This window comes from Flammeovirga aprica JL-4 (assembly GCF_012844305.1).
GTDB lineage: Bacteria > Bacteroidota > Bacteroidia > Cytophagales > Flammeovirgaceae > Flammeovirga > Flammeovirga aprica.
Genome location: NZ_JABANE010000095.1, coordinates 1 through 26,557, shown reverse-complemented (window position 1 = coordinate 26,557; position 26,557 = coordinate 1). Strand labels below are relative to the sequence as shown.

Below are 26,557 nucleotides of genomic sequence, written 5' to 3'. Positions count from 1 at the left end.
TATCTTAGTTGTCGAAAGTGATAGTATAACCACGGATACCGTGCTCATGACTGTCAAGACCTTCAGATTCGTGCTCTTCAGATACTCTTACGCCAACTGTAAATTTCAATCCGTAGAAGATTGCTAATGATGATGTGAATGCTACTGCACCGTATGCAGCGATACCAATTAATTGTGTAACGAATTGATCCATACCTGCTTTAGCACCTAATACACCAATTGCTAAAGTACCGATGATACCACAAGTTAAGTGAACTGAAACTGCACCAACACAGTCATCAAGCTTGAACTTGTCCATTGTTACCGCAGAGAATACTACTACGATACCACATACGATACCAATTAAGATTGCCTCGTTTGGAGACATTTGGTCAGCACCAGCAGTAATACCTACTAGTCCAGCAAGGATACCGTTCAATACCATACCTAAGTCATAACGCTTAAACATGATGTAGCCACCGATCCAGCCACCAACACCACCTGCAGCTGCAGCTAAAGTTGTAGTAACTAATACTAATGAGATTGATTGAGGATCTGCTGAAAGAACTGATCCACCGTTGAATCCGAACCATCCGAACCATAATAAGAAAACACCAATTACAGCTAACGGAACTGATGAACCTGGCTTGTCAACAACTTTACCGTTTACATACTTACCTTTACGAGCACCAATTGCAATGATACCTGCTAATGCAGCCCATCCACCAACTGAGTGTACTACTGTAGAACCGGCGAAGTCATAGAATCCCATTTGAGATAACCATCCGCCACCCCAGTGCCATGAACCTAGTACAGGGTAGATAAATCCTACTAAGAAGAAAGTGAAGATAAAGTAAGAAGTGATTTTGATTCTTTCTGCTACTGCACCTGAAACGATTGTTGCACAAGTTGCAGCGAACATAGCTTGGAATAAGAAGTCTGTCCAGTAAGTGTAAGCACCGTCTGCGTAAGTAGGTGATAAATCAGGAGTTAAGCCCCATCCTGCGAAACCGAAAATTCCATTGAATTCTCCTGGATACATAAGGTTGAATCCGAACCATGCGTAAGAAATTAATCCTACTGATAAATCCACAGTGTTTTTGAAAAGGATGTTAACTGTGTTTTTCGCTTGAGTGAAACCAGCTTCCACACATGCGAAGCCTAAAGCCATGATAAATACTAGCATAGTAGAAACTAGCATCCATACGTTACTCGTTGTTAAACTTACTGTTTGTAGTTGTTCTGCAGTAACTGCTTGCGTTACTGCCTCAGTTGCCAATGTTGCGTCGGCAAGTAGGTGAATTGTTGAGAACATTGCAGTCAAAAATTAAAAATTATAGATAGTATTTAAAATTCGATCGTTGAGAGTGAAACACCCGCTTATTGAGGGATACTCAATAAACGGATCACTCACATCTATAAAAGGAAACGGCTAATCAGATGGAAGTCTTTTCGCTTTGTTTCCCTCGATTTCTAATACAATTGTAGAGGTAAAGATTAATGTTTGCAAATCTTAACATGAAAAATTGACCTATTCCTATAAAAAAATAGATAATTTTTAAAAAAAAGGGTGTTTTTTTAACGATGTTTCAACGGAAAAGAATTGTTTCGTTAGTTTTTAGTTGAAAAATAAACCTTGAAGTGTTATTCAATTATCTTAATTGAGAAATTAGGGTTAAATTTTAACCTTCCTTCTGAAATATTCCATGAATTTTCTGAAAATCCCTTAATTTTTGAGGTTGAACCCTTCTGGATTAGTGACTTTAACTGCGTTTTTGTGATTTTTTTACCGAAAACTTCATAATTCACTCTGAAATCACACCCATTTTTCCAATTTCCACACCCAAAAGCAGTTTTTCCCTCTAAAATCTGACCTTTCTGACATTTTGGACAGATTAATGGCTTTTCTTCTACTTTTTGTAATTCTATCTTATAATGATCATTTAATTTCAGAATGCCGTTTACAGAGGCGCCGTCTATTTTTATACCTTTTATCTCAGGAGTACTTCCTTTTATGATCAGGGATTGTATTTGTTTATCCGTCAGTTTCTTGTTTTCATATTTAAAAGGAACCAAGAAATCACATTCTTTCGTTTTCCATCCCAAACAGCCATAAGCTGTATTTCCTTTCATTACTTCTCTGCTTTTACACTTAGGACAGGTCAGTTTTATTTCTTTCGGTTCAGTTTTCTTTTTATTGGAAGTTGATGAAACCTTTGGTAAAGAAGAAGTAGGGGTTTCTATTTTAAAATTAGAACGTCGCATTTTCACATTCTGCACCACTTCTGTAACCATTTCTTTGATTTCATTCATAAATAGATTGATATCATAGTCGCCATCTTCAATTTGACGCAGTTTTTTCTCCCATATCCCTGTAAGTTCTGCTGATTTCAATAATTCATTCTGAATCGTTTGTATCAAACTTAATCCCGCTTGAGTAGGGACGAGTGATTTTCTTTGCTTCTCTATATATTTTCTTTTAAACAGTGTTTCAATAATATTGGCCCTTGTGGAAGGACGCCCAATACCATTTTCTTTCATTGCTTTTCTTAATTCTTCATCATCAATGCTTTTACCAGCGGTTTCCATCGCTCTCAGTAGCGTAGCTTCTGTATAAAGTTTTGGCGGTTTTGTTTCCTTATTATTAATGAATGGTTTGTGAGGTCCTTTTTCACCTTGCTGGAAAGTCGGCAAAGTTTGTTCTTCTTCCTCTTCTCCCTTTTTCTTCTTTCTTTTCTTTTCTTCCTCTTCTTCTTTTTTGAAAAGTATTCTCCATCCAGGTTCTAAGATTTCTCTACCTGTTGTTTTGAAATTCACCTTTTCCACTTTACCTAGCACTTCAGTCTTTGCTACTTTACAGTCTGGGTAAAAAGCCGCAATAAAACGAATAGCCACTAAATCGTATACGGCCGCTTCCTGACTTGTCAATCCTCTAGCCGCTATTTTAGTTGGTATGATGGCATGGTGATCTGTTACTTTCTGATCATTAAATACCTTTTTGGTTTTTCTGAAAGGTTTGCCAAAAAGAGGTGCCGTTTCCTGTGCAAACTTTGTCAATGCCTTTAAAGTAGGGCCAATTTCTGGATATAAGTTATTAGGAAGGAAAGTAGTATCTACACGGGGGTAAGTAAGAAACTTCTTTTCATACAGGCTTTGAGCAATTTTGAGGGTCTGTTCTGCAGAGAAACTGAACTTTTTATTGCATTCCACCTGCAAAGAGGTCAAATCAAATAAATAAGGGTGTGTCTCATTGCCTTCTTTTCTTTTAAAAGAAACAATTTCAAACTCTTTATCCTTTATATATTCAAAAGTAGCCTTTACTTCCTCTTCTTTTTCGAACCTGCCTTTAGTAGCACTAAAAGTGACCTCTCTGTATTTGGTTTTCAGTTCCCAGTATTTTTCACTTTTGAAATTCTGAATTTCCAAATAGCGGTTTGTGATTAAGGCAAGAGTAGGCGTTTGTACCCTACCTATAGAAAGCAGTTGTTTATAGCCGCCATACTTAATAGTATATAAACGTGTAGCATTAATTCCCAACAGCCAATCACCGATAGCTCTTGCACTTCCGGCAGCATATAATAAGTCAAATTCTTTTTCAGACTGAAGATTTTGAAACCCTTTGCGAATAGCTTCTTCTGTCAGCGATGAAATCCAGAGACGTTTTACAGGAACTTTACATTTTGCCTGATGAAGCACCCATCGTTGTATTAATTCTCCTTCTTGGCCGGCATCACCACAGTTAATGACCTCAGTGGCATTTGTAACAAGATTTTCAATGATTTTAAACTGCTGCTTTGTGCCATCATTATCAATCAGCTTAATGGCAAATTTCACAGGAACAATAGGAAGCGTGACCAAATCCCACCTTTTTAAAGTAGAATCATAATCGTGTGGCTCCTTTAAAGTACATAAATGACCAAAAGTCCAAGTAATCTGATAACCGTTCCCTTCAAAGTATCCATTCTTTTTCTGAGAAGCACCCACTATTTTGGCGATCTCTCTTGCTACACTTGGTTTCTCGGCAATACAAACTTTCATTTCCTTAATTCGCTTCGTTTAGAATCTATTTCTTGTTTGAAATCATGAAAAAAAAGAAAATATAGCCTGTTTTCCTAAAAAACAAGAAGTAAATAAATTATCACTCTATATAAGGTGTTGAAATCAAGAATAATAACCTGAATTTCAGGTTTCGGGTATTTTGAATAAAGACTGTGAATAAATGAAAATAGATAAAACATATGAAATAATGCACCGTATAGGTTATTATTCAATCGATCAAATTATTTAAAAATATTTATGATGAAAGCATTATCTAACATTCTAATTGCACTTATACTAGGCTTGTTTGCCATTCAAAGCTCATTTGCTCAATCTAAAAAAGATGTTGAGAAACTGATTGAAAATGCTGTTGAAAATAGAAGATCAAAAAATCCTGTAGCTGAGTTGCATCAGGCGATGGACAACTTCAGTGAATCTGCTATTATTAATATGACTTATGTTTCTATGGATGAGAAAAAACATAAGAAAGTCTTGAAAAAAACAGAGTATCAGACGATTTATGAAAATATGTATAAAGAGAATATCCGAAGAGATTATGAATTAGAGGTTCATGATATTCAGGTAAGAAAAAACACAGCGGTGGCCGTTTTTTCTCTCGATTATACATTAATTAATAATGCGAATGGAAAAGTGATGTCAAAAGGCACAGAGTTTATTGTTTCTACTCTGATTGCAAAAGAATCAGCTTGGAAATTTTTGGAATTAAATATCACAGACGTTGAAAGTGAGAAGTACCAAGGAACATGCTCATGTGAGGTGCTTTCGAATGATAAAACTGGAAACGTGGTGGCAAGAGTTGTTTCACCAAAAGGGGATCACTTCCAGAGAGATGTACATAGTGTGTACAGAAAGAAAGTAAAAGGAAGAGATTTATTTATGGTTCAAGGTGTGAAGTTTGAATGGACTGAGAACTTGGAAGTTTATGTACTGGATCAGGATTTGAAACCACTTCACTTGCTTGATAATGCAAAAAATCATGAACAAGTAGTACAAAAAATAATAGCGTATCTTTATAAAGATGAATGTTTTGGCTTAAAAGTTCAATAATAGATTGATGAAAAAGGAATTATATGAAGAATATGATTCCTTTTCTTTTTTATAAAAAAAAATAACTCCTAACTTAAAGTTTGTAATTTAAGTAGAAAACTAAACTACTTTGTCTGATTACAAAACATAAGGCTCTTAAAAAAAATTAATCGAAGCTAGTTATTATGAGAAAATTATTTCTATTCACGTTATTTTCGTTGACTTTTTCAATTTCTACAATTTTTGCTCAAACAGAAAAAGATATGGAGAATCTGATCTCTGATATTGTTGAGCAAAATAAAAAAGGACACAGTAAAGATCATGTAGAGAAAATGATGGAATATTTTCGTCCTGACGCGCTTGTCAACGTCTCTCGTATATCTGTAGACAACAAAAGGTATCATCATGTATTGAGAAAAGGAGATTACAAAGCAATTTTCGTCAATCAGTATAATCAGAATGTTCACAGAGAATCTAACATCAAATTTTACACTTCTAAAGTTCAAGGAAGTGTAGGTGTTTGTACTTTTTCATTGCAGTATAAATTGATGAATGACGGCAACGGAAAGGTATTATCTAAAGGTACGGAGTATATCACTGCTACATTTATAGCAAAAGGTGGCAAATGGTATGTACTGGAACTGAATGTAACGGATATTGAAGAAGAACAATTCCAAGGAAAATGTTCATGTGAAGTATACTCCAATCCTAACACAGGAAGTGTAATCGCGAAAGTTGGCGCTCCTAGAGGTGACCGTTTCCAAAGCGAAAACAACAACCTTTACTCTAAAAACATTAAAGGTGAAACCTATTATATGGTGAAGGGTATCATTTTCCAATGGGTGGATAAAAAAGAAATTTGGGCAGTGGATTCTTCTTACAAAAAAGTTGAAAAGCTTGGCGCTGCAAAAAATAAGGAAGAGGCAATGAAGGTATTGATGATGTATCTTTATAAAGATGAATGTTCAGAAATGCAGATGATCTTCTAATACTGAAATATTTGCATCATTGCTGAAAAAATAAATCCCATAACATTTTTTTATGTTGTGGGATTTTTATTGGTGGTGTACTTTTGAGTTAAGCTCCTTTCTTATTAGGATTTGGAACGTACAAATGGTCTGAGAGGATATAATTGATATCCATATTCTGGAGTTTATTGGTAATATCAAAATATGTTTTATTAAAGTCCTGATAACTCTTTGCGAAAAACTCAATTTCGTAGTGCGGTCTGTAATCAATCACCCTGAAGTTGTACTTTTCGATGATGTGATAGACTTGTTTCCGGTTCTCTATAAGCAGTTTAAAGGTTAACATAAAATTAAAGGTTAGTGGATTTGGGTTAATACAAACTTTGTAACTATAAGAATAATAAACAATTCTCAATATATGTTCATTTATCTAAAAAGAATAAAATAGATTAATAGATTTGTACAGTATAATGTAACCGAACATATAGTTCACATGCGAACATTGTGGATGTGCTTTACTATTGCTTAACTGTCTGATAATGAAAAGCACCCCGATTTATGAATGGTTGTTGTAGATATTTGTTTTTATAATACTTTTTTAACTATGAAGTCGGTCATTCAATTAAAAGATATATCAAAATCATATTCAACAGATGAAAACGAAACGAAGGTTTTGAGTCATGTGACACTTAACATTCACGAAGGAGAGTTTGTCTGTATCATGGGGCCGTCAGGTTGTGGAAAAACAACATTGCTCAATATTGCAGGTTTGCTGGATGTTCCCTCCAATGGCAATGTATTATTCCAAGGGGAAGAAGTATCTAAAGCATCCTCTAAAAGAAGAGCAGAACTCAGAAGGTCCAATATCGGTTTTGTATTTCAGAGCTTTAACTTGATTGATGATCTTACTGTATTTGAAAATATAGAATTACCATTGGTCTATCAGCATGTTTCTCCTAATGAAAGGAAATTCAGAGTGGATAAGATCATGGACCGTTTGCAATTATCTCATAAGAAAAATGCTTTTCCAACGCATATCTCAGGCGGACTGCAGCAAAGAGTAGCAGTGGCGCGTGCGGTAGTTTCTCAGCCTAAATTAATTCTGGCCGATGAACCTACGGGTAATTTGGACTCAGAAAGAGGTAGAGAGGTAATGGAAATGCTAACCAACCTAAACGAACTAGGAACTACTATTTTAATGGTGACACACTCAACGGCCGCATCAGATTATGCTTCAAGAGTTATCCATTTGTTTGATGGGCAAATTGTAACCGAAAACTTAAATAAAGGAAAGTAATAGTGTTACGTAATTATATTATCATAGGAATTCGAAACTTGGCTAAACATGGCTTGTATTCATTGGTCAACATTGTTGGCATGTCAATGGGAATAGCCTTTTTTGCTTTACTGTTTTTGATTGTAAAATATGAATTGTCCTTTGATAATAATCATGTGGATTCTAAAAGAACTTATAGGATTGTTGAGGTAATTGATTCACAAGATATTGGAGAGCGATCAGCAAGTGTGCCTATTGCTTTAGGACCTACTATTAATGACCTTTACCCTAATTATGTAGAAAGTACAGTCCGTTTTTTCAATCATCAGGTGTATTCACATATGATTTTTGCAAACGGAAAGCAGTACAATGAACCTAGTTTATATTTTACCGATAAAGATTTCTTTAAAATATTTGATTTTCCTTTAGTCAGAGGAAAAAAATCCAATTCGCTTTCTGATCCTCAAAGCGTGATCATCACCACTACAATTGCCAAGAAATATTTTGGGGAGGAAGATCCGTTAGGAAAGAAAATCCTTTATGATAACCAGTATTATTTGACGGTTACAGGAGTCGTTGATAAATCGAAAATCCCGACACATCTCGATTTTGAGCTCTTAGTTTCCTTTTCTACATTGCTGATTACCAATAAGAATATAATGAAAGGTGACCTCTGGCAGTGGAATCCTTGCTGGACTTATGTGCAGCTAAAAGAAGGAGTGAGACCGGAAGAGCTAGAAGCCGATTTTGATATTTTGCTTCAAGACGAAACTAAATTTCCTGAGCATTTAAGAGATTATGTACAGCTGTATCTTCAGCCTATAGAGGAGATACATTTATACTCTGATTTAGATTATGAAATGTCTCATAATGGAGACTACATGTATATCTATATTTTTTCCGCAATCGCATTGCTCGTGTTGATTATTGCCTCCATCAATTTTATGAATCTTTCTGCCGTAAGGTACTCGACAAGAGTAAGAGAGGTGGGGATCAGAAAGGCTATTGGTGCTGATCAGTTTGAAATCATCATTCAGTTTTTAGTGGAAGCATCCATTCTGAGTGTGCTTTCTATGTTTGGTGCTTTGGTATTTATGGAATTACTGTTTCCTTATCTTTATCAGATACTAGGCGATAATACCATTGAGATCAAACAGATTGATTCAAGAACATTGAGTTTGCTGATAGGCGGAAGCGGTATTTTTGTAGGAGCACTTTCTAGTTTTTACCCCATGTATTATCTCTCTGGTTTCAAGCCAATTGATGGATTACAAGTCACACGTATGCTGGGGGTAAAACAGAAAAAATTCAGGACATGGAGTGTGATTATTCAGTTTGTGATTGCCATGTTTTTGCTTTTCAGTACCTATGTAGCCAGAAAACAACTCAACTTGTTGAAAGAAGCAGATGTAGGCTTTAACATCAAGAATATTGTTGTGGTCCCATTGGGTGAGGTGAGGTATTCGATGGAACAGTTTAAGGAAATCAAAAAATCATTTTTATCCGTTGATGGCGTTGAGTCAGTAAGTGGTATGGATGAAGTGTTGGGAGTGTTGGTGCAGACTTTTCCATTTGAGTTTAAAAAAGACAACATCAACATGCCTTCTTCTTTTTATTCTGGATTAAGAATAAGAAATGATTTCTTCAATGTATTTGACTTCAATTTAGTGGCAGGTGATTTTATAGAGAATGATCAGCAATGTGATCACGGAGAAGTGATGATTAATGAGGCAATGGTTTCTTATTTAGGATATAAGAAACCTGATGAAATAATTGGGAAGTCGTTTTATAACCGTGCTGGCGAACATGTGGTGAAAGGCGTATTGCAGGATTTTCATTACGAACCTTTCCATAAAGAAATTGAACCCTTTCTTATCGTAAAAAATGACACAAGGCTCTGGAAGTCCTTTAATGTGAAATATATGGTGCTAAGGCTGGATAATATTAGAAACTGGGAACGTATAGAAGGACAGCTTTCAATAAAATGGTCGCAGCACATTCCGTATACACTCATGGATTCTTTCCTTTTGAGAGATAAAGTAGAAGCCTCTTATCAAAAGGAAGAACGATTGGCCAAAGTATCGCTGATCTTTTCTATTATCGGTGTGATCATTGCCAACTTGGGCTTGTTTGGTCTCGCATCTTTCATAACCGTTCAGAAAAATAAAGAAATTGCCATACGGAAAGCATTAGGTATGGAAAACTTAGAAGCCATGCTTTTTATTTCTAAAGAGTTCTTTTTATTAGTGGGCAGTGCCTGCTTTATTGCATGGCCATTGTCTTACCTTGCCATGAAATTATGGCTGGAGAATTTCCCTCAGCAAACTACCATTGACATCAACGCCTATATTTTCTCAGGAGGTGTAACACTCTGCCTTACGTTCTTGACGGTAAGTTATCACGTTATCAAAGCTGGTCTTAAAAATCCTGTAGCCGATTTAAAATCAAGTAATTAGATCAGTGAAGAAGAATAGATCACAATTTTTAGTTTAAATTTCTTAAATTTGCTTAAAATTGATTTCTATACCTTAACCTCCTTCACTAAAGTGGGACAAAATAAATATACACAACTAGCGATACGTCATCTTACATCTGAACAATACCAGAAATCATTTGATGAGATATTTGATATTGCGTTGAATATGGCAGATACTCAAGAACAAGCTAATTACTTATCCGATTTAATGGCGGTTTCTACGCAGTACATTGATATACATCAGTGGTATAACTTATTAGAAGAAGTACTGCAGTTTTTTGAATACCCAATGCCAAAAGATATTGGTCATTTACATAGAGATTTGTCGTTACAGCATTTAAGGTTGTTGGAAAATGTTGGAGAAAACAGCATTACTGAAACCATCATGAACCTAGAGCATTATCAATTAGAAGAACAGGAGTTAGGGTTGAAGCTGATGGCACCTATTGCACTCTATGCCAGAATTGAGAATTGGGAAAAATTTAAATGGATTGCTCTTGAAATCGTCAATCATGCTATTGAAAACGGAAAATCTGAGGTGACTCCTTTAGGTTGTTTAGCGCTTTCAAAATATATGATAGCAAGGTATGAGAGTGTTCCTGAAGCGGTAGAATATGCGGAAGCAGGCCTTTCGTTGGTCAGTGCCACTCAAGACAATTGGCTGTTATCACGTTTTAAATGTGACCTTGCTACCTATATCATTCCCTGGGCTACAATGACCAGCAAATCCTTTGATATGCTTGAGGAAGCTTTTGAATTGATCCGTAATTCAGAGGACGAATACCAGAGAAATGTGATAAAGCTGAGGTACTTGCAGTATCAGGTATTTTGTGGTTATAGTCTTGAAAACGCGAAAAAGCTTTTAGTAGAAAAGTTTGGAAATGATGAGATGAAAACGATGCCTGACATTGTTTGGTCATTGATGCATCTCATGCAGTTAAGCAATATTACAAGAGAAGAAAGTAAGGAGAAGGTGATCATGATCTTAGATAGTGAACCCTCACTTTATGAAGGTAATTTATTGCATCCTATGCTGTTGCTTCTAAAGGCAGTGCATTTAACTGCAACAAGTGAAGACCGTCAGAATAATCTTGATGCCTTGAGAAGAATTTTAGATCGTTTTAAATATTGGGCAGGATATTCCAGTGAGGTTTTTCAAGGATGGGTGTATTTTATGGAAGCAGAATGGAGGTGGGAGAATGAAGAGTATGAAACTTCCAATCAGTTGTATTCATCAGCATTTGAAACAATAGCCATTCAGCAAAGTGCTATGAAATGTTTGATTAAGTTGAGGCAATTATCACAGTGGGCGAAGAAAGAAGGAAAGTCAGAAAGAACGAATTCTTTATATCAGAAGACATTGCAGCAATACGAAATATTTGATGATGCTGAAGCGATAGCCTCTTTAAAACATCGATTTAAAAACATAACAGAATAAGAAAAAGCCTTCTCAATTTTATCATTTTTGAGAAGGCTTTTTTTGTCTTAGTACTTAAATAGCAAAACGATTATTTATTTTGTACTATCACATCTTTTTCTTTTTGCTTGATCAACTTCAATTGTTCTTTTGCCGCTATGCTAAACTCAGCAGGGAAAGGTTGATTGAAAGTTAATTTGGCTTCCTTATATTTTTTCTCGTCAATCAATATGGTTCCTAGAAGGAAAGAACTTCTGTATTTCACTTTAGGACCATTATAATTAATCAATTCTTCAAGGAGAGCCATAGCCTTTTCATTATTGTTGACGGCATGGTATGCTCTTGCTTCCATAAATTTAACGTCAGGCAAAGGAATACCATTTTGGGCAAATTCTTCTAAATGCTTAAAGGCATTATCAAAATCACCAAACTTCAGCTCAAAATCAATAAGATCAGCAAGGATTTTCACCTTTTCTGTATTGTCTTTCTGTATACTTACTTTATGTTCCAGCAATTTTATCACCTCAGAGCGATTTAGCTTATTTTCCTCCAATTCAATTAAAAGATCATAAGCCGGCTCAAAAGATTTATTCATTTTAATGATCGAATGCAGAATAGTACTAGCTTCTTCTAAATCATAAATTTGATAATAAGCGGATGCCACCTGGTAAAGATATTCAGGAGTCATGGCCGATAGTTTATTTCTCAGCTTATCATCTCTAATTTCTTTAAAAGCAATATTGGCATTTTGATAATCTTCAAGCGAATGATGTGCTACCCCAAGCTCATAATAATAATGTTCGTGTGCCTTTCCTTTTTCCTCTTCCATTTGAGCAATAGCTAATTGCAGGCTATTCTTCGCTAATTCATAATTTTTGGTGATGTAATTATGGTATTTAGCATCCATGTATAAAATATAATTATTATTAGGAGCAATTTTCTTAGCGTCTTCAATATGAGGACCAGCTTCATCAAAACGGTTTTTCATCTCAAGAATATTAATAATCCTTGTTTTGTACGCTAGCTGTTTGTCTTCATTGGTTGTGACTCTGTACGCTTGATCCAAGTGTTTTATACATTTGTCAAAATCCTTTTTGTCTTTATAAAGTAGTGCAAGTTTTAAGTGTGCATCGATATAGTTTTCATCCACCTCAATGGTCTTCAGGAAAGTTTGTTCTGCATCATTCATTTTGCCTGATTTCAGATAAACCATCCCAAGCTTATATAAATATTTGGGGTTGTTACTGTCTTTTGCTATTGCCACTTCATAAGCCATAATTGCCTGGTCATATTTGCCAGTTTCAGCAAATACTTCCCCTTTAACATAATAATCTTCAGCATCATTTTGAGCGTATGTCAGTGTCGTAGCACATATAAATAAAATTATACATGAAATGAAATTAAAGTAATAGTTTCTCATTAGGGTTTTTTTTGTGAAAGTAATTGGGTATCATTCGATTATCCATACATTAATAAACGATATTAATAAGAATAACTTCTTAAAATTTAGTAATATTTTTTATTGTAAGTATGTTTTTAATCAAATTCTTACTTTTTTAATTTTGCTGATTGAAGAATAGTGAGAATTAATTGAATTATTGAAATAATGGATACTTCAGGAAAACAGAATTGGAGAAAGCATTTTGATGCATTGGAAGTGAAGGTGAATGGTAATGCAACCTTGGAAAAAGTATTGGATCAAATCATAGAAGTTTTGATGCAAAGAGGGCTTGGTATTGAGGATTTGAAAGCAGGAATATGGGCATCATTATTAGAGGATAATTCAAGGGCTTTTGGTGTGTTGTTATTGTTTGAGACTAGAATGGAATACATTGGGGCAATCCCCGGTGAGGGGAAATTAAAAAACTGGGAATGGGAATTTAAGCACTCTCATATTGAAAAAGTGGAAGATTCGAAGTTAGGAATTGTAAGAGAGCTACAATTGCAGTTTAACGGGAAGAAATTCTCACTGAATGGAATGAAAGGTTTTGTTTCCTCTACGTTTATTGCCACACTAGAAAAATATTGGTTTAAGGAATAGCACATTTTTGAAGTCTTTGTCTTAAATTAGAAAAAACACCAAACAATAAACAATCACTAACCATTCAAAGATGAAAAAGATCAAAAGACTTCTGATTGCCAACCGTGGTGAAATTGCTGTAAGAATTATCCGTTCTGCAAAGGAATTGGGGATTTTCACTATGGCAATTTACAGTGAAGCGGATGAAGATGCTCCTCATGTTTTTTTAGCTGATCAGGCAGTATGTGTGGGAGAAGCAACGGCGGCGAAATCTTACCTCAACATTGATTTAATCCTTCAAATATGCCATAAATACCAAATAGACGCAGTGCATCCCGGCTATGGTTTCTTGTCAGAAAATGCAACATTCGCACAGAGAATTACGGAAGAAGGAATCACTTTTATTGGTCCTTCTGCTAGAGCGATTGAGGTAATGGGAAGCAAGCTAGAGGCCAAAACTACAGTAGCGAAATACAATGTGCCTTTAGTTCCCGGAGGTGATGAAGCCATTGAAGATATAGCGGCTGCAAAAAAGATGGCAGATGAGATCAAGTATCCCATTTTAATTAAAGCAAGTGCCGGGGGAGGTGGAAAAGGAATGAGAGTTGTGGATAACCCCGAAGATTTTGAATCACAAATGAAAAGGGCTGTTTCTGAAGCTACGTCTTCATTTGGTGACGGGTCGGTATTCGTCGAAAAATATATTCAGAATCCAAGACATATTGAGATACAGATTTTAGCGGATCAGCACGGTAATGTAGTGCACCTTTTTGAGAGAGAATGTTCGATTCAGCGAAGACATCAGAAGGTAATTGAAGAGGCTCCTTCGGCAGTTTTAACGCCAGAATTGCGTCAGCAAATGGGCGAGAGTGCCGTGAATGTAGCTAAAGCATGTGATTATGTTGGAGCAGGGACAGTAGAATTTATTTTAGACGAAGATCAGTCATTTTATTTTCTTGAGATGAACACCCGTCTGCAAGTAGAACACACAGTGACGGAAGAGATTACGCAGATTGATCTAGTAAAAGAGCAGATCCGTGTTGCCGAAGGAGAAGAATTAGGATATACACAAGAAGATTTGAAGATCGCAGGACATTCCATTGAAGTGAGAGTATATGCGGAAGATCCTTTCCAAAACTTTTTGCCTGACACGGGAGTTTTACATAGATATATAGAACCTGCAGGACGAGGCGTGAGAGTAGACAGTGGCTATACGCAGGGAATGGAAGTAAGTACGCATTATGATCCAATGATGAGTAAATTGATTGTTTGGGGAAAAGACCGGGAAGAGGCTATACAAAAAATGTTGAGGGCAATTGATGATTATAAAATCACAGGGCTTGAAACTACACTTGCATTTTGTAAGTTTGTGCTGCAGCACGAAGCCTTTACTTCAGGCAACTTTAGTACAAACTTCGTCAGTAAATTTTTTAAACCGGAATATTTAACCTCAGCACTTACAGAGGAAGAAGAAAAAGTAGGTATTGCATTGGTTTCAGAGCTGATTTTTGAAGAAAAGAAAGCTGAAGAAACATCAGAATTGCACAACTTGCTTACTCCATGGAAGCTGAGGCGATTGACTTAATATTATAATGATAAAAAGACTTTTTATACTTTTTGTTCTAGCAAATATTTTCTTCTCTTGTGCAAAACCTGCTGGAATTACGCAGGAGGAATTTGATATGAATATTTGGAAAGCAGACCCTATGGCTTGTAATGGAGACCGTGAAAAATTAGAGGATGACTTTATAGCGGTCAAAGATAAATTGATTGGGACGAGTATTTCAGATGTCAGAAAAGTACTAGGCAAGCCTGATAGAGTAGATTTAGACAATAGAAGTACGAAACAGTATGTCTATTTTGTCAGTGCTGGAGGTCAGTGTGATGGGAATTCAGGCGATAGCGGAAAGTCATATAAAATCTTTTTTGATGCATTAGAATTAGTGAAAGAAGTAACACCAATTCTTTAATTCTATTTTAGAGAAAGTACATTCCAAAATATGAAATTTGGGTATAACATGAAAAAGAGTGTCAATATAGCAGTTGACACTCTTTTTCTAATTTCAATTATAAGTAAAATAGAGTATAAATTATTAAATTCAGTGAATCGCTATTATTGGCCTTAGCAACGGTATTTAGAAAGTTGTTAAAAGGTCAAACGATTATTGTATTTTATTAATAGTAAATATTACTCTTTTTTACGTGAACTAAAAATATTAAGTATACGAAAGGAATAATTTTATAAGATTCTAAATAGCAGTATACTAATAAGTTAAGAAGGGGTTTTACTTGAAAACTAAGCAGAAGTTGGATTATAAGTTTTTAAAACAGCTAGTAAAGCAAGGGGAGGGTCAGACGATCGAGTTTAAGAAGAAAGCTGCCGATCCAATAAAAATCATGAAAGAAGTGGTTGCTTTTGCCAACAGAGAAGGTGGCTATTTGATTGTAGGTGTGACTGACAATGGACGAATTGACGGTTTTATAGATATAGAAGGAGAGAAGTTTGTACTGGAGAAAGCAATTCAGGAACGAATTTCTGAAAAAATAAACTATACGATTCATGAAGTAAGTATCTCAAGCACACATCAGGTGTTGGTTTTTGAAATCGAACCTAACGAAAAAAAGCCTGTTTTTTTATGGTACAACTTGAAAAGAAAATCGGGCAGGGCTTATATCAGGGTAGTGGACAAGAGTATTCAGATGAGCCGTTTGATCCGAAGATTATTAAAAGAAAAATCTAAAAACGAAGTCAACACTTTAGAATATGGTGAAAACGAACGTTTGGTTTTGCAGATGTTGGATCAATCCAAGCATATCACTTTATCGGGTTTTATAAAAGTCTCAAAGTTGGAAGAGCATGAAGCTATGGATGTATTGATCAAAATGTGCCTTACAAATGTGATTATCCCTATGCCTATGGACCCTGAGGACCGTTTTATCATGAATATTGTGAATTAGTTTAGGTTTATTGAAGTCAAAAAAACTCCTAAAATACCCATTAGCTTTTTAGGAGTTTTTTCTTTTGAAATGAATTCAACTGTTTTGCAAAGCTTCAATTTCAATAACTTATCTTACAATTAATTTCTCAATATTTTGCTGTAAGCCCGAATTCACTTTTATAATATATAATCCTGGAGTCAAAGATGAGTGGATCTCCAATTGATAATTTGTAGCCACTTGATTTTTATTACTAACCTCATCTTTAAAAATCAGTTTTCCCTCTTTAGTTAATACTTGAATCACTGTTGTACTGCCGGGGTTCATACCGCTGATTTGAACATTGATCACCTCGTTTGTAGCTGGGTTTGGAAAAACAGCGGTTCTTAAGGTATTCAGTTCATTAGAAGGATAAACCACTAAAGGTCCAAAAGTTTCATTTTGCCCATCAAAGTCGTACTGTACCAGTTTGTAATAGACTGCACTTTGATATTCTCTTTCATCAAGAAAAGAATAGTTGATAAGAGAACTAGAATTACCAGCGGCGTCTACCTCTCCAATAGAAGTCCAGTTTCGTCTATCAGTAGAAGATAAAATTTCAAAGTGTGAAGCATTGATTTCTGTTGCAGTAGACCAGTTGATTTCTATTCCACCATTTTTGATTGATGCGGTGAAGGATACTAATTCTACGGGTAAATCACTTATTGCTTCATCAATTTTTTTTTGATATTCTTCATCGAGGTCACCTATATTGCCTCCATTACCTCCATTATGATCACCACCGATAGAATCTTCAATTTCTCCCCCTACATATGGAGGTTCATCTTTTGAACCACTACCTCCATTAATATCACCAGTGCCTGTTACATCTCCATAGACAATTAAATAAATACCTTTTGATTGACCATTATTATTTACATAATTAATTTCTCCATTAAGTATTAAATCTCCAAGGACAACTAAATATGAAGCCTCTTCTATGACTATTGTTTGATTTGCATCTACTGTAAGGTTCCCTTGAATCAAACTAAAATGATCCATTTTATTATTATTACCAGTACGATCTTCCATATGATCAAAAGTCACAGTTGTATTGTTCCCACTTCCAGAATTGGCTGTAACTTTTACATCTCCATTACTGTAAGAAAGACTTTCCCAGTCCGAACCTCCAATAGAGGTACTGTTGTTTAAAATGCTAGGTATAATACTTTGATTTTGCGCCCATGAATAACTGCATATACTTAATTGTATAAACAGTGATATTATTGAAAGTTTGTTCATCATCACTTAAGTTTAACGAAATTTGATCGAAAAAATGGTTCATCAAAGGTAAAGTGCCAAAAATTGGTCAGTATAGAAAAAGCACATAAATTCTTGATTCAGTGCAATATTAGTAGTTTGAAATGTTAAGTACAAATACTTTTTAATACAATAGTGAAATTAATTCTTTAAAAAGTTAAATTTATTGAAAGTGAAATCCACATATATGAAAATAACTCCTAAAGAATTCAGAATTCTCTAGGAGTCTAAGTTCGTCAAGTAGTTATTTTATTGGATAATCAGCTTCTCTGTTTTTTGTGAAGTGCCTGAATTAATTTTTAGAATATAGAAACCTGATTTAAGATTTACTTTATCTCCTATTTCGTATACTGTAGAAGTAATGTCTTGATTATCAATTGTGTCATATAGCACTGCTTTTCCTTCTTTATTAATAAGTTGAATGGTAGTTGTAGCACCTAAGTTCATACCGCTGATTTGTAATGAAGCTTTACCGTTTGTGCTTGGGTTGGGAAATACTGATGTGTGAAAATTATTTTCAGAAGTGTTACTATGAACTACTAAAGGTCCGAATGTTTCGCTTTTGCCATCAAAGTCGTATTGAACTAACTTATAATAAACGGTAGAGTTGTATTCTTTTTCATCATAGAACGAGTAATCTATACGAGTATTACTGTTACCATTTGCATCTACCTCACCAATAAATTCCCAATTCTTATTGTCGATTGATGAATAAACTTCAAAATGAGACGCATTCATTTCACTAGCAGTGCTCCAGTTTAATGCTATAGCGTTGTTCGTCTGTGATGCTGTGAATGAAATAAGTTCTACTGGAAGATCGTAACCATTTAATCTTAAGATATCAACGATATAAGCGTCTAAATCATCAATGTTGTACCCTGATCCTCCTTTATGATCACCTTGTACAATAATTTCATCTGTAGCATAAGGAGGTTTGTCATGAGTACCTAAACCACCTGCGATTGTACCTGTTCCATTAACTTCACCCAAAACAATCAAGTACACATGTTTAGTATTACCATTGTGATTGTTGAATTGAACAGTACCATTAATAGTTAGGTTACCATTGACCACCAAATACGAAGACTGTTCTATAATTACTGTTTGACCTGCGTCAATTATTAAATCACCTTCGATTACGCTATAATACTTCATGTCGTTATTATTACCACCTCTTCCATCTAAGTGATCAAAAGTCACAGTAGTGTTAAACGGCACACCCTGTTTGATTTGCACATCGCCTGTACTTGAAGAAACCTCAGGCCATGAATCTCCTCCAATTGTGATGTCTTGATCAATAATTGAATTGATAGTTTGGGCAAATGATGCAAAAGAAGCAGTAGTGATAAATACAAGAGTAATTAATTGCGTAGGTAAGAATTTATACATTTTGAAATATTTATTTCTGGGTTTCTAAATAAAATTGGTTTCTCAATACTTGGTAAAGATTAATAATTAGGTTGAATCATCGATTTTTAATATTTAATCCTTAGTAAAGTGCAACTAATTCTCAAACATCCCTATGTCAGAAAAAGTTCATTGCTGGTAGTATTTTAATGTCAATTTTTAAGTGAATCGTACTATTTGTGGTGAAAATGGACATTAATGCAGATTTTTTTAAGTTAGTTACCTATGTAATAAATGCTGTACTGTTGATAATAAGTACAAATTCAAAATTATCTCATACTAATTCTATTTATTGTTTTCATAAAAAAAGCCCTCAAAAAAGTGAAATTACTTTTTTGAGGGCTACGAAGCACATTGAGACAATTAGACAGTTACTTATGAATCTTTTAATGAAATATCAATGGATTTTAATTTAGATGTAGATCTATTGTATCATGATTTTCTCAATATTCTGAGAGGTGCCAGAATTCACCTTTAATAAATATACACCTGGCTGTAACACCGTTTTATTACCCAACTCATAAATCGTTGAAGTAATGTTATCATTATCTATAATATCACTTAGTATTATTTTTCCTTCTTTATTGATTAATTGAATAGTGATTGTAGAGTTAATTCCACCAATTTGGAGTTTAGCTTGTCCATTTGTACTTGGATTAGGGAAAACTGATGTGTTGAAAGTATTTAACTCATCAGAAAAATGGACTACTAAAGGACCGAATGTTTCATTTTTTCCATCAAAGTCAAACTGTACTAATTTATAGTACATGGAAGTGAAGTGTTCTTCTTCATCAGTGAAAGAGTAATCAATACGAGTTGAAGTATTGCCATTTGCGTCAACAGAACCAATTAAATTCCAGTTTCTTTTATCAGTTGAAGAGTATACCTCAAAGTGTGAGGCGTTTTCTTCAGAAGCTGTTGACCATTCTAATTTACACGTATTATTGATTTTGGAAGCAGTAAACGAAATAAGTTCAACAGGAAGTTCATTTTGCCAATTGGCAGGTAATTCACTATCTAAGATGTTGTTGACTGTATTGTCAGTAATATTTAGCGGGCTATCAACATTACCAGAAGTAGTGACATTGTCAGTATCTATTGTACCTCCAACATAAGCAGGAAGTGCACTTCCGCCAGGGCCAGTTGAAACAGATCCATTGCCAGTTACATCTCCAATTACAATAACGTATCCATTGTTGTGGAAACTGATATCCCCATTGATGATTACATCACCTGTAACAATAAAAAGAGAAGAGTTATTAATTGTTACAGTCGCTCCACCTTCAACGGTTAAATTTCCCTCAATAATTACATAGTTGCTATAGGTATCAGGATCTCCACCAAGTCCTGGCGTTACAGACATTTGGAGTTTGTTAGAGAAATTGACACCACTTGTAAATGTGATGTCACCTATGTGTTCATAGGTACCATTATCACTGGCTCCTTGAAGTGTTTCGTGTGTGTCACCGCTACTTAAATCATTATCATTGTCATCATCAAGACTGATGTTTTGTCCATACACAAAAGTAGGAATAAACAGTAAAAACGATAATGCTACTTGTAGGTGCAGACGAGTGTTCAGTGTTAATTGTATATGTTTTATTACATGTGTAAATAAGTGATTCATAAGTGTTTGGGTTAATATTGATGAAAGTAGAGAACTATTCCAACAAACGTCTGAAAATTCAATATGTTTTGAAATATTTAATTAATCTAAGAATTGTACTATCTATTTCTTTGATTAGTGCAAGTGCTTTTCAAACAAATGTTCTTTATAAATAGTTCATTAGTTGAACTTAATTAACATTTTTTCAGTGAAATAATGGTTTTTGACCTAATTGGGAATGTGTAAATTGCTAGTTTTTATTGCTTCGTAAGTTCCTTAAATAAATAGTACTATTTGAAGGTTTTCTGTTTTTGAATTGGAGCTGTATTCGGGCAGATCAGAAGGGCATAAAAAAAACTCCAGTAGATTAATAAATCTCTACTGGAGTTTTGAGAAGGGGTAGTATTATTTTACTGAATGATGATCTTTTTTGTGCTTTGGGAAACACCTGAATTTACTTTTAAGACATATAATCCTGGTTTCAATGTTACCTGATTTCCAAGTTCATAAATGGTAGAAGTAATATTACTATTCTCTATAGTATCAAATAACACAACTCTTCCTTCTCTATTGAGCAATTGAAGGGTTGTGGTAGTTCCTTGATTTATACCTCCAATTTGGATAGAAGCTTTTCCTGTTGTACTTGGGTTAGGGAAAACTTCTGTAGTGAAGGTATTCTCTTTATCTGAGAAGTGAACGACTAAAGGACCAAAAGTTTCGTTTTGACCATCGAAGTCATATTGTACTAATTTATAATAAGCAACAGATTGGTAATCTTGGTCGTCAGTAAATGAATAATCAATACGAGTAGCTGAATTACCACTTGCATCTACATCACCCAATAGATTCCAGTTTTTATTGTCAATTGAAGAATAAACTTCAAAGTGAGATGCATTTTCTTCTGATGCAGTAGACCATTCTAGTTTTACATTGCTTTCTTGTTTTGAGGCAGTGAAGGAAATGAGTTCTACTGGAAGTTCAGTAATACCATCTAAAATAGCACCTATTTCAGGTACGTCAGTACTTAAAGTCTCTCTATTACCACCACTAACATTATTGTCTCCACCTACACCAGAAATTGAACCGTTTGTGTAAGGTTGAGCAGATGATGGATTACCATTTTTAAAAACTATTGTTCCGTCGCCATTTATACCTACATGACTATAAATATAACCAGTGCCTTTAGTACTGATTACAGCATTCTCTTCAATTGTTAGAGTTCCAACAACAACTAGCAATGAATTATTTTCGATACTAAGGGTTGTATAAGCTTTTACTGTTAAGTTATCATAGATGATTACAGCTTCACCATCTGCAAACTTATTTTGAATTTTCATAGAGGTTGAGTTGACTCCATCACCCAAAACAACATCTTCACAGCTATAACCATTATCTAGAGTTGTGTTGTTAGCAGTGTAAATTGGATCTATACCTCCCGCACAAACCTGTCCATGGACATGGATATAATGTGAAAGGGAAAAAATAAGGCAAAGTACAAGTAGATATTTAGACATAGTATTTAGATTTATATAGTAAGTTGACTATTAGAAGTTAAATCAAATTACGAGGGGTATTAAGATTTGTTTGGAAAAAGTCATCAAATTATAAGAAAAGTAGCCTACGATTCTTTATATAGTGCAAATTTAATGTAAACAATTATTAACAACAAAAAGTTCCCTGAGCTAAATAATAATTTTCGTTGCTATTGTAATGTTTTGTCACTTTTTGCATGAAAAATAGATTATTTTACTCTTTTGTAGTTGAAAAAAGGCAGGGTGTGTTGCAAAAAAAAGGCCTTCATTGCTGAAGACCTTTCTCTATTGTATTGATTATCAATTAAATTCTATACTTCATCATAAGCCCATTCCACACCGGTTTTGGTATCTTTTACCACTACACCCATGTCTTTCAACTGTGATCTGATAGCGTCTACTTTGTCGTAATCTCTTACTTCTTTAGCCGTTGAATAATCTTTGATGATATAATCTAAAGCTTGGAAGAAGTGATCAGGAGTTTCTTCTTTCAGTCCTAAAACATCTTCAATGAATGTAATGTAATAAGAAATCATATCATTGAAAGCTTTTTCTCCTAATTGTGCAGCAGGGATATTACCACCATGAACAGCATTGATTTTCTTTAATAAATTGAAAATACCTGCCATAGCAACTGCTGTATTGAAGTCATCATTCATACCTCTGTAGATAGAGTTGATAATGCTTTCAATGTTTTTGGCTTGTTTTTCATTTACCTCAACACTTTCATCGGCCTTGTATTCCATACTTTTCGCCAAACGAAGACCATTCATCACTTTTCTGTACCCTTTACGTGCCGCTTTTAGCGCATCATTAGAGAAATCCAATGTACTTCTGTATTGTGCCTGAAGAATAAAGAAACGGATGGTCATTGGTGAATAAGCCTCTTCTAATAGGTCGTGCTTACCTTCAAATAACTCTTCCAAAGTGATAAAGTTACCCAAAGATTTACCCATTTTCTGACCGTTGATTGTAATCAGGTTATTGTGAAGCCAATACTTAGCAGGCTCTACATGATTGCAAGCATTTGATTGAGCAATTTCTGCTTCATGGTGAGGGAATTTTAAATCCATACCTCCACCGTGAATATCAAAATGATCTCCTAAGTATTTTCTTGACATTGCAGAACATTCAAGGTGCCACCCTGGGAAACCTTCAGACCAAGGAGAATTCCAACGCATGATGTGTTCTGGTTCAGCCTTTTTCCAAAGTGCAAAGTCCACTTGGTTTTTCTTGTCGCTCATACCGTCTAGGTTACGAGTACCTTCAAGCATTTCTTCTATATTTCTACCTGATAAAGCACCGTATTCTTTGTCCTCATTGTATTTTACAACATCAAAATATACAGAACCATTGGACTCATAAGCATAACCTGACTCTATGATTTTCTGAATCATTTCGATCTGCTCAATGATATGCCCAGTAGCACGAGGCTCAATACTTGGAGGAAGAACGTTTAAAGCAGACATGTCATTATGATAGCGGTCCGTGTAATACTGCACCACTTCCATTGGCTCAATCTGTTCTAACTTTGCTTTTTTTGCAATTTTATCTTCACCTTCATCTGCATCACCCACAAGGTGTCCAACATCTGTGATATTACGAACATAACGCACTTTGTAATCCTGATGCTTGAAGTACCTGAAAATAACATCAAAAGTAATGGCAGGTCTGGCATGGCCTAAATGGGCGTCACCATATACGGTTGGACCACATACATACATCCCTACAAAAGGTGGATTAATGGCTTGGAATAGTTCTTTTTTACGTGATAACGTATTGTATACCTTCAGTTGTTTTCTTAAATCTGGTTGCATGAGCGCAATTTTTATTTTGGACCTAAACGGGGTCACAAAGATGCAAAACATTCTTCTAAAAAGATAGAGAGAAAATTACACAATGATCCGTAGAGGAAATTTGTTTCTTAAAAATTATTAGGATAGGGGTAATCTATTTTATGCGGGGGATGCATAAAATTAAACATTGACAATCAACAACATCGTAGGATGGTGATCTTTATCGGGGCGATATTTAAAATGCTTTTCATAAATTACCGTCAATTGAATGATCAAAAGTAATAAAATAAAGTTTAGAAATAAATGAAAAAAGCATTATTTCAATGGAGTGGTGGTAAAGATTCATCTTTTGCCTTATTTAAAGCCTTGAAAGAGTGGGAAATCAAAGGTCTGTTGACGTCACTTTCTGCTGAATACAAAAGAATCAGTATGCATGGTGTAAGGGAAGAACTTTTGGATAAGCAGGCAGAATCTATTGGTATTCCATTGCATAAAATGTATTTAGAGGAAGACTCTTCGCATGATACTTATGACAGAGAACTTGCCAAAAGTTTAGCTCCTTTTGTGGATGCTGGAATGAAAGATCTTGTTTTGGGTGATATTTTCTTGGAGGATTTGAGACAATACCGTGAAGATAAAATGGCTAAAGTAGGTTTGAAATGTCATTTTCCACTTTGGGGTGGAGACACACATAAATTATTCAAAGAGTTTGTGGAGGCTGGTTTCAAAGCTATTGTAGTAGCGGCTAATGACAACTTAGGCGAAAAATTCAATGGCAGGGTGCTGGATATGAACTTCTACAATGATCTTCCTGAAGGAGTGGATCCTTGTGGAGAAAATGGAGAGTTCCATACGTTTGTTTATGATGGACCAATCTTCTCTGAACCTGTTGATTTTACAGTTGGTACTAAAACTATCAGAGAGTACAATTACAAAGATGCAGATGGAAATGATATCAATTCTAAAGTGCATTTCTGTGATTTAGTACCTGCTGAATAGATTAAAGTCAAAATTAACTTCACAATAGAATATGCTTTATAAAATGCTTAATTTAGGCGCTTGTAAAGCATATTTTTTTGAATAGTGTTTATCTACTTATGTTAAAAATACCACACGTTTTTTACTGCCTGATTTTATTGCTGTTTGCTGGCTGCTGGCTGTTCCTCTTTAGATAAGGAAGCCATTGAAAAAGAAATTCTCACACTGGACAGCATTGGAAAAAGAGAAAAGTATCTGATGAAAGTTTTAGAAGATGATCAAAAGGTACGTAATCCGATGGTTTTTCATGATATCGTAACCAAATTCGGAACCGATTCACCTGAATACCAAGACTTAGCTGAACAATTAATGGAGGTGGATAAAGTAAACCAATTCAAAATAGATTTTTATATCAGTCAGTATGGTTTCCCTTCGCCGAAATACTTCAGTATTATGGCCATCAATAGTCCATTTTTTGTATATCAGCATATTAGAGATATTGATAAGCGAAATGGGAAATTCCCCTTACTATATAAAGCTTATAAAAACGGAAGCCTTAGTATAGATTTAATGAGTTCTTATTTAGGTAGAACTTACTTTCTGAAGTGTGGTAAGAACCTTGTTATTGAAAATCCATATACTCCAGAGCAAGAACTAGAACAATTAATAAAGGCATTGGGCCTGAATAAATAATAATGAATGTGTCTGAAAACCTACTAAACAAATTTCCTGAAAACATAACTTTTAAATATAACTGGCGAAAGTATCAAAGAAGAGTTTTAGATGAATTGTCTACTCATCTTACAGATGATCATTTGCATGTGATTGCACCTCCAGGATCTGGAAAAACGGTCTTAGGATTGCAGGTGATGTTAGAAATAAATCAACCGACATTAATACTTGCCCCTACAATTGCGATTAGAAATCAATGGATTCAACGCTTCTGTGATCTATTTTTACAAGTCTCCACCACTCCCGATTGGATTTCAAACAATATAAAAGAACCAAAATTCCTTACTGTTACCACTTATCATGCTCTACATGCTCTTGGTGCTAAAGACGATGAAGTAGAAGAGGAAGAAACAGTTGATTGTAATTTTGAAGGGCTTGATTTTGGAACCATAGTTTTGGATGAAGCCCATCACCTCAAAAATGCATGGTGGCAGACTTTAATGGCATTAAAAAATAAACTGAAGCCAAAAGTTGTAGGCTTGACTGCTACACCGCCTTATGATGTTTCTTTTTCAGAGTGGGAGAGGTATATAGAATTAAATGGCCCAATTGATACTGAAATCAGTGTTCCTGAGCTGGTGAAAGAACGTAATTTATGTCCTCATCAAGATTACATTCATTTTTCAGAACCAATTCAAGATGAACTTTCCATTATTTATAATCACAGAGCAAGTACAAAAGCAATTACAGATCAAATTGTAGCAGATACTTTTCTCGTTGATTATTTAAATAATCATCCTGCTATTCAAAACCCTAAATTGAACTTAGAATGGATTTATGACAACATAGAAATCTATTCTTCCTTTTTGATTTACCTTTCTGCCAATCAACAGGAACTGTCAGGTTTTCATTTTGAGATTACAGGGAATAAAAAGAAAAAACTTCCTCAGTTAGACAAATACTGGTTGGAAGTACTTTTTAACCATTTGATATTTCATGAAAAGAGAAATGATAAAACGTTTTCACAGCACATCAAAAAAGTAGAGCATTTTATCAGAATGCATGGGGGGATTGCAGGAAAGAAACTGGTGTTAGAGAACGATCAAGAA

21 protein-coding genes are annotated in these 26,557 nt (G+C 34.8%); 12 read left to right on the top strand and 9 right to left on the bottom strand.

All coding sequences use genetic code 11. The features are described from left to right. Positions 1-4: 4 nt before the first annotated feature. Both HHU12_RS25595 and HHU12_RS25590 read right to left on the bottom strand, forming a co-directional pair. Positions 5-1,294 (bottom strand): ammonium transporter, encoded by a 1,290-nt coding sequence (locus tag HHU12_RS25595; RefSeq protein ID WP_169659583.1) that lies wholly within the window; start codon positions 1,292-1,294, stop codon positions 5-7. A gap of 329 nt (positions 1,295-1,623) precedes the next feature. Beyond that, positions 1,624-4,017: a DNA topoisomerase 3 gene (locus HHU12_RS25590; protein ID WP_169659582.1), complete on the bottom strand. Its 2,394-nt coding sequence runs from the start codon at positions 4,015-4,017 to the stop codon at positions 1,624-1,626. Between the two features lie 258 nt (positions 4,018-4,275). Here HHU12_RS25590 and HHU12_RS25585 point away from each other — a divergent pair, with 258 nt between their 5' ends. Then, complete coding sequence (locus tag HHU12_RS25585; protein ID WP_169659581.1) at positions 4,276-5,085, top strand: hypothetical protein; 810 nt, start codon at positions 4,276-4,278, stop codon at positions 5,083-5,085. A 164-nt stretch (positions 5,086-5,249) separates the two neighbouring features. Continuing rightward, positions 5,250-6,053 (top strand): hypothetical protein, encoded by an 804-nt coding sequence (locus tag HHU12_RS25580; protein ID WP_169659580.1) that lies wholly within the window; start codon positions 5,250-5,252, stop codon positions 6,051-6,053. A gap of 88 nt (positions 6,054-6,141) precedes the next feature. On the opposite strand, the gene HHU12_RS25575 is transcribed toward HHU12_RS25580, so the two are convergent. Then, positions 6,142-6,378, bottom strand: a complete 237-nt coding sequence (locus tag HHU12_RS25575; RefSeq protein WP_044201461.1) for a hypothetical protein — start codon at positions 6,376-6,378, stop codon at positions 6,142-6,144. A 258-nt stretch (positions 6,379-6,636) separates the two neighbouring features. On the opposite strand from HHU12_RS25575, the gene HHU12_RS25570 reads away from it, so the two are divergent. Genes HHU12_RS25570 through HHU12_RS25560 form a run of 3 tightly spaced genes read left to right on the top strand, consistent with a single transcriptional unit; the run spans position 6,637 to position 11,222 of the window. Then, positions 6,637-7,329 (top strand): ABC transporter ATP-binding protein, encoded by a 693-nt coding sequence (locus tag HHU12_RS25570; RefSeq protein WP_169659579.1) that lies wholly within the window; start codon positions 6,637-6,639, stop codon positions 7,327-7,329. A 2-nt stretch (positions 7,330-7,331) separates the two neighbouring features. Beyond that, a complete protein-coding gene (locus tag HHU12_RS25565; RefSeq protein ID WP_169659578.1) occupies positions 7,332-9,764 on the top strand; it encodes an ABC transporter permease in 2,433 nt (810 codons plus the stop codon). A gap of 48 nt (positions 9,765-9,812) precedes the next feature. Further along, positions 9,813-11,222: a hypothetical protein gene (locus tag HHU12_RS25560; RefSeq protein WP_205959991.1), complete on the top strand. Its 1,410-nt coding sequence runs from the start codon at positions 9,813-9,815 to the stop codon at positions 11,220-11,222. 70 nt (positions 11,223-11,292) lie between these two features. Here the strand turns inward: HHU12_RS25560 and HHU12_RS25555 are convergent, their stop codons facing one another. After that, a complete protein-coding gene (locus HHU12_RS25555; protein ID WP_169659576.1) occupies positions 11,293-12,621 on the bottom strand; it encodes a tetratricopeptide repeat protein in 1,329 nt (442 codons plus the stop codon). 186 nt (positions 12,622-12,807) lie between these two features. On the opposite strand from HHU12_RS25555, the gene HHU12_RS25550 reads away from it, so the two are divergent. From HHU12_RS25550 to HHU12_RS25535, 4 genes are all read left to right on the top strand, one after another. Further along, the gene (locus tag HHU12_RS25550; protein WP_169659575.1) at positions 12,808-13,242 is read left to right on the top strand and encodes a hypothetical protein; all 435 of its coding nucleotides are present in this window, start codon (positions 12,808-12,810) and stop codon (positions 13,240-13,242) included. Positions 13,243-13,312: 70 nt separating this feature from the next. Then, the gene (accC, locus tag HHU12_RS25545) at positions 13,313-14,806 is read left to right on the top strand and encodes an acetyl-CoA carboxylase biotin carboxylase subunit (protein WP_169659574.1); all 1,494 of its coding nucleotides are present in this window, start codon (positions 13,313-13,315) and stop codon (positions 14,804-14,806) included. A gap of 7 nt (positions 14,807-14,813) precedes the next feature. Continuing rightward, positions 14,814-15,191, top strand: coding sequence for a hypothetical protein (locus tag HHU12_RS25540; RefSeq protein WP_169659573.1), 378 nt, complete (start codon positions 14,814-14,816; stop codon positions 15,189-15,191). 319 nt (positions 15,192-15,510) lie between these two features. Further along, positions 15,511-16,179 (top strand): AlbA family DNA-binding domain-containing protein, encoded by a 669-nt coding sequence (locus HHU12_RS25535; protein ID WP_169659572.1) that lies wholly within the window; start codon positions 15,511-15,513, stop codon positions 16,177-16,179. 108 nt (positions 16,180-16,287) lie between these two features. Here the strand turns inward: HHU12_RS25535 and HHU12_RS25530 are convergent, their stop codons facing one another. The 5 genes from HHU12_RS25530 to cysS form a co-directional block, all read right to left on the bottom strand. Further along, entirely contained in the window at positions 16,288-17,442 is a 1,155-nt protein-coding gene (locus HHU12_RS25530; RefSeq protein WP_169659571.1) for a T9SS type A sorting domain-containing protein, read from the bottom strand. Between the two features lie 264 nt (positions 17,443-17,706). After that, positions 17,707-18,846, bottom strand: coding sequence for a T9SS type A sorting domain-containing protein (locus HHU12_RS25525; protein WP_169659570.1), 1,140 nt, complete (start codon positions 18,844-18,846; stop codon positions 17,707-17,709). 442 nt (positions 18,847-19,288) lie between these two features. Further along, on the bottom strand, positions 19,289-20,491 hold the full coding sequence (locus HHU12_RS25520; RefSeq protein WP_169659569.1) for a T9SS type A sorting domain-containing protein: 1,203 nt from the start codon (positions 20,489-20,491) through the stop codon (positions 19,289-19,291). A 389-nt stretch (positions 20,492-20,880) separates the two neighbouring features. Further along, complete coding sequence (locus tag HHU12_RS25515; RefSeq protein WP_169659568.1) at positions 20,881-21,984, bottom strand: T9SS type A sorting domain-containing protein; 1,104 nt, start codon at positions 21,982-21,984, stop codon at positions 20,881-20,883. A gap of 329 nt (positions 21,985-22,313) precedes the next feature. Then, a complete protein-coding gene (cysS, locus tag HHU12_RS25510; RefSeq protein WP_169659567.1) occupies positions 22,314-23,819 on the bottom strand; it encodes a cysteine--tRNA ligase in 1,506 nt (501 codons plus the stop codon). A 282-nt stretch (positions 23,820-24,101) separates the two neighbouring features. On the opposite strand from cysS, the gene HHU12_RS25505 reads away from it, so the two are divergent. The 3 genes from HHU12_RS25505 to HHU12_RS25495 form a co-directional block, all read left to right on the top strand. Continuing rightward, complete coding sequence (locus HHU12_RS25505; protein ID WP_169659566.1) at positions 24,102-24,797, top strand: Dph6-related ATP pyrophosphatase; 696 nt, start codon at positions 24,102-24,104, stop codon at positions 24,795-24,797. Positions 24,798-24,941: 144 nt separating this feature from the next. After that, complete coding sequence (locus HHU12_RS25500) at positions 24,942-25,469, top strand: hypothetical protein (protein ID WP_205959990.1); 528 nt, start codon at positions 24,942-24,944, stop codon at positions 25,467-25,469. A 2-nt stretch (positions 25,470-25,471) separates the two neighbouring features. Then, on the top strand, positions 25,472-26,557 hold a 1,086-nt coding region (locus tag HHU12_RS25495), incomplete at its 3' end, for a DEAD/DEAH box helicase (protein WP_169659564.1).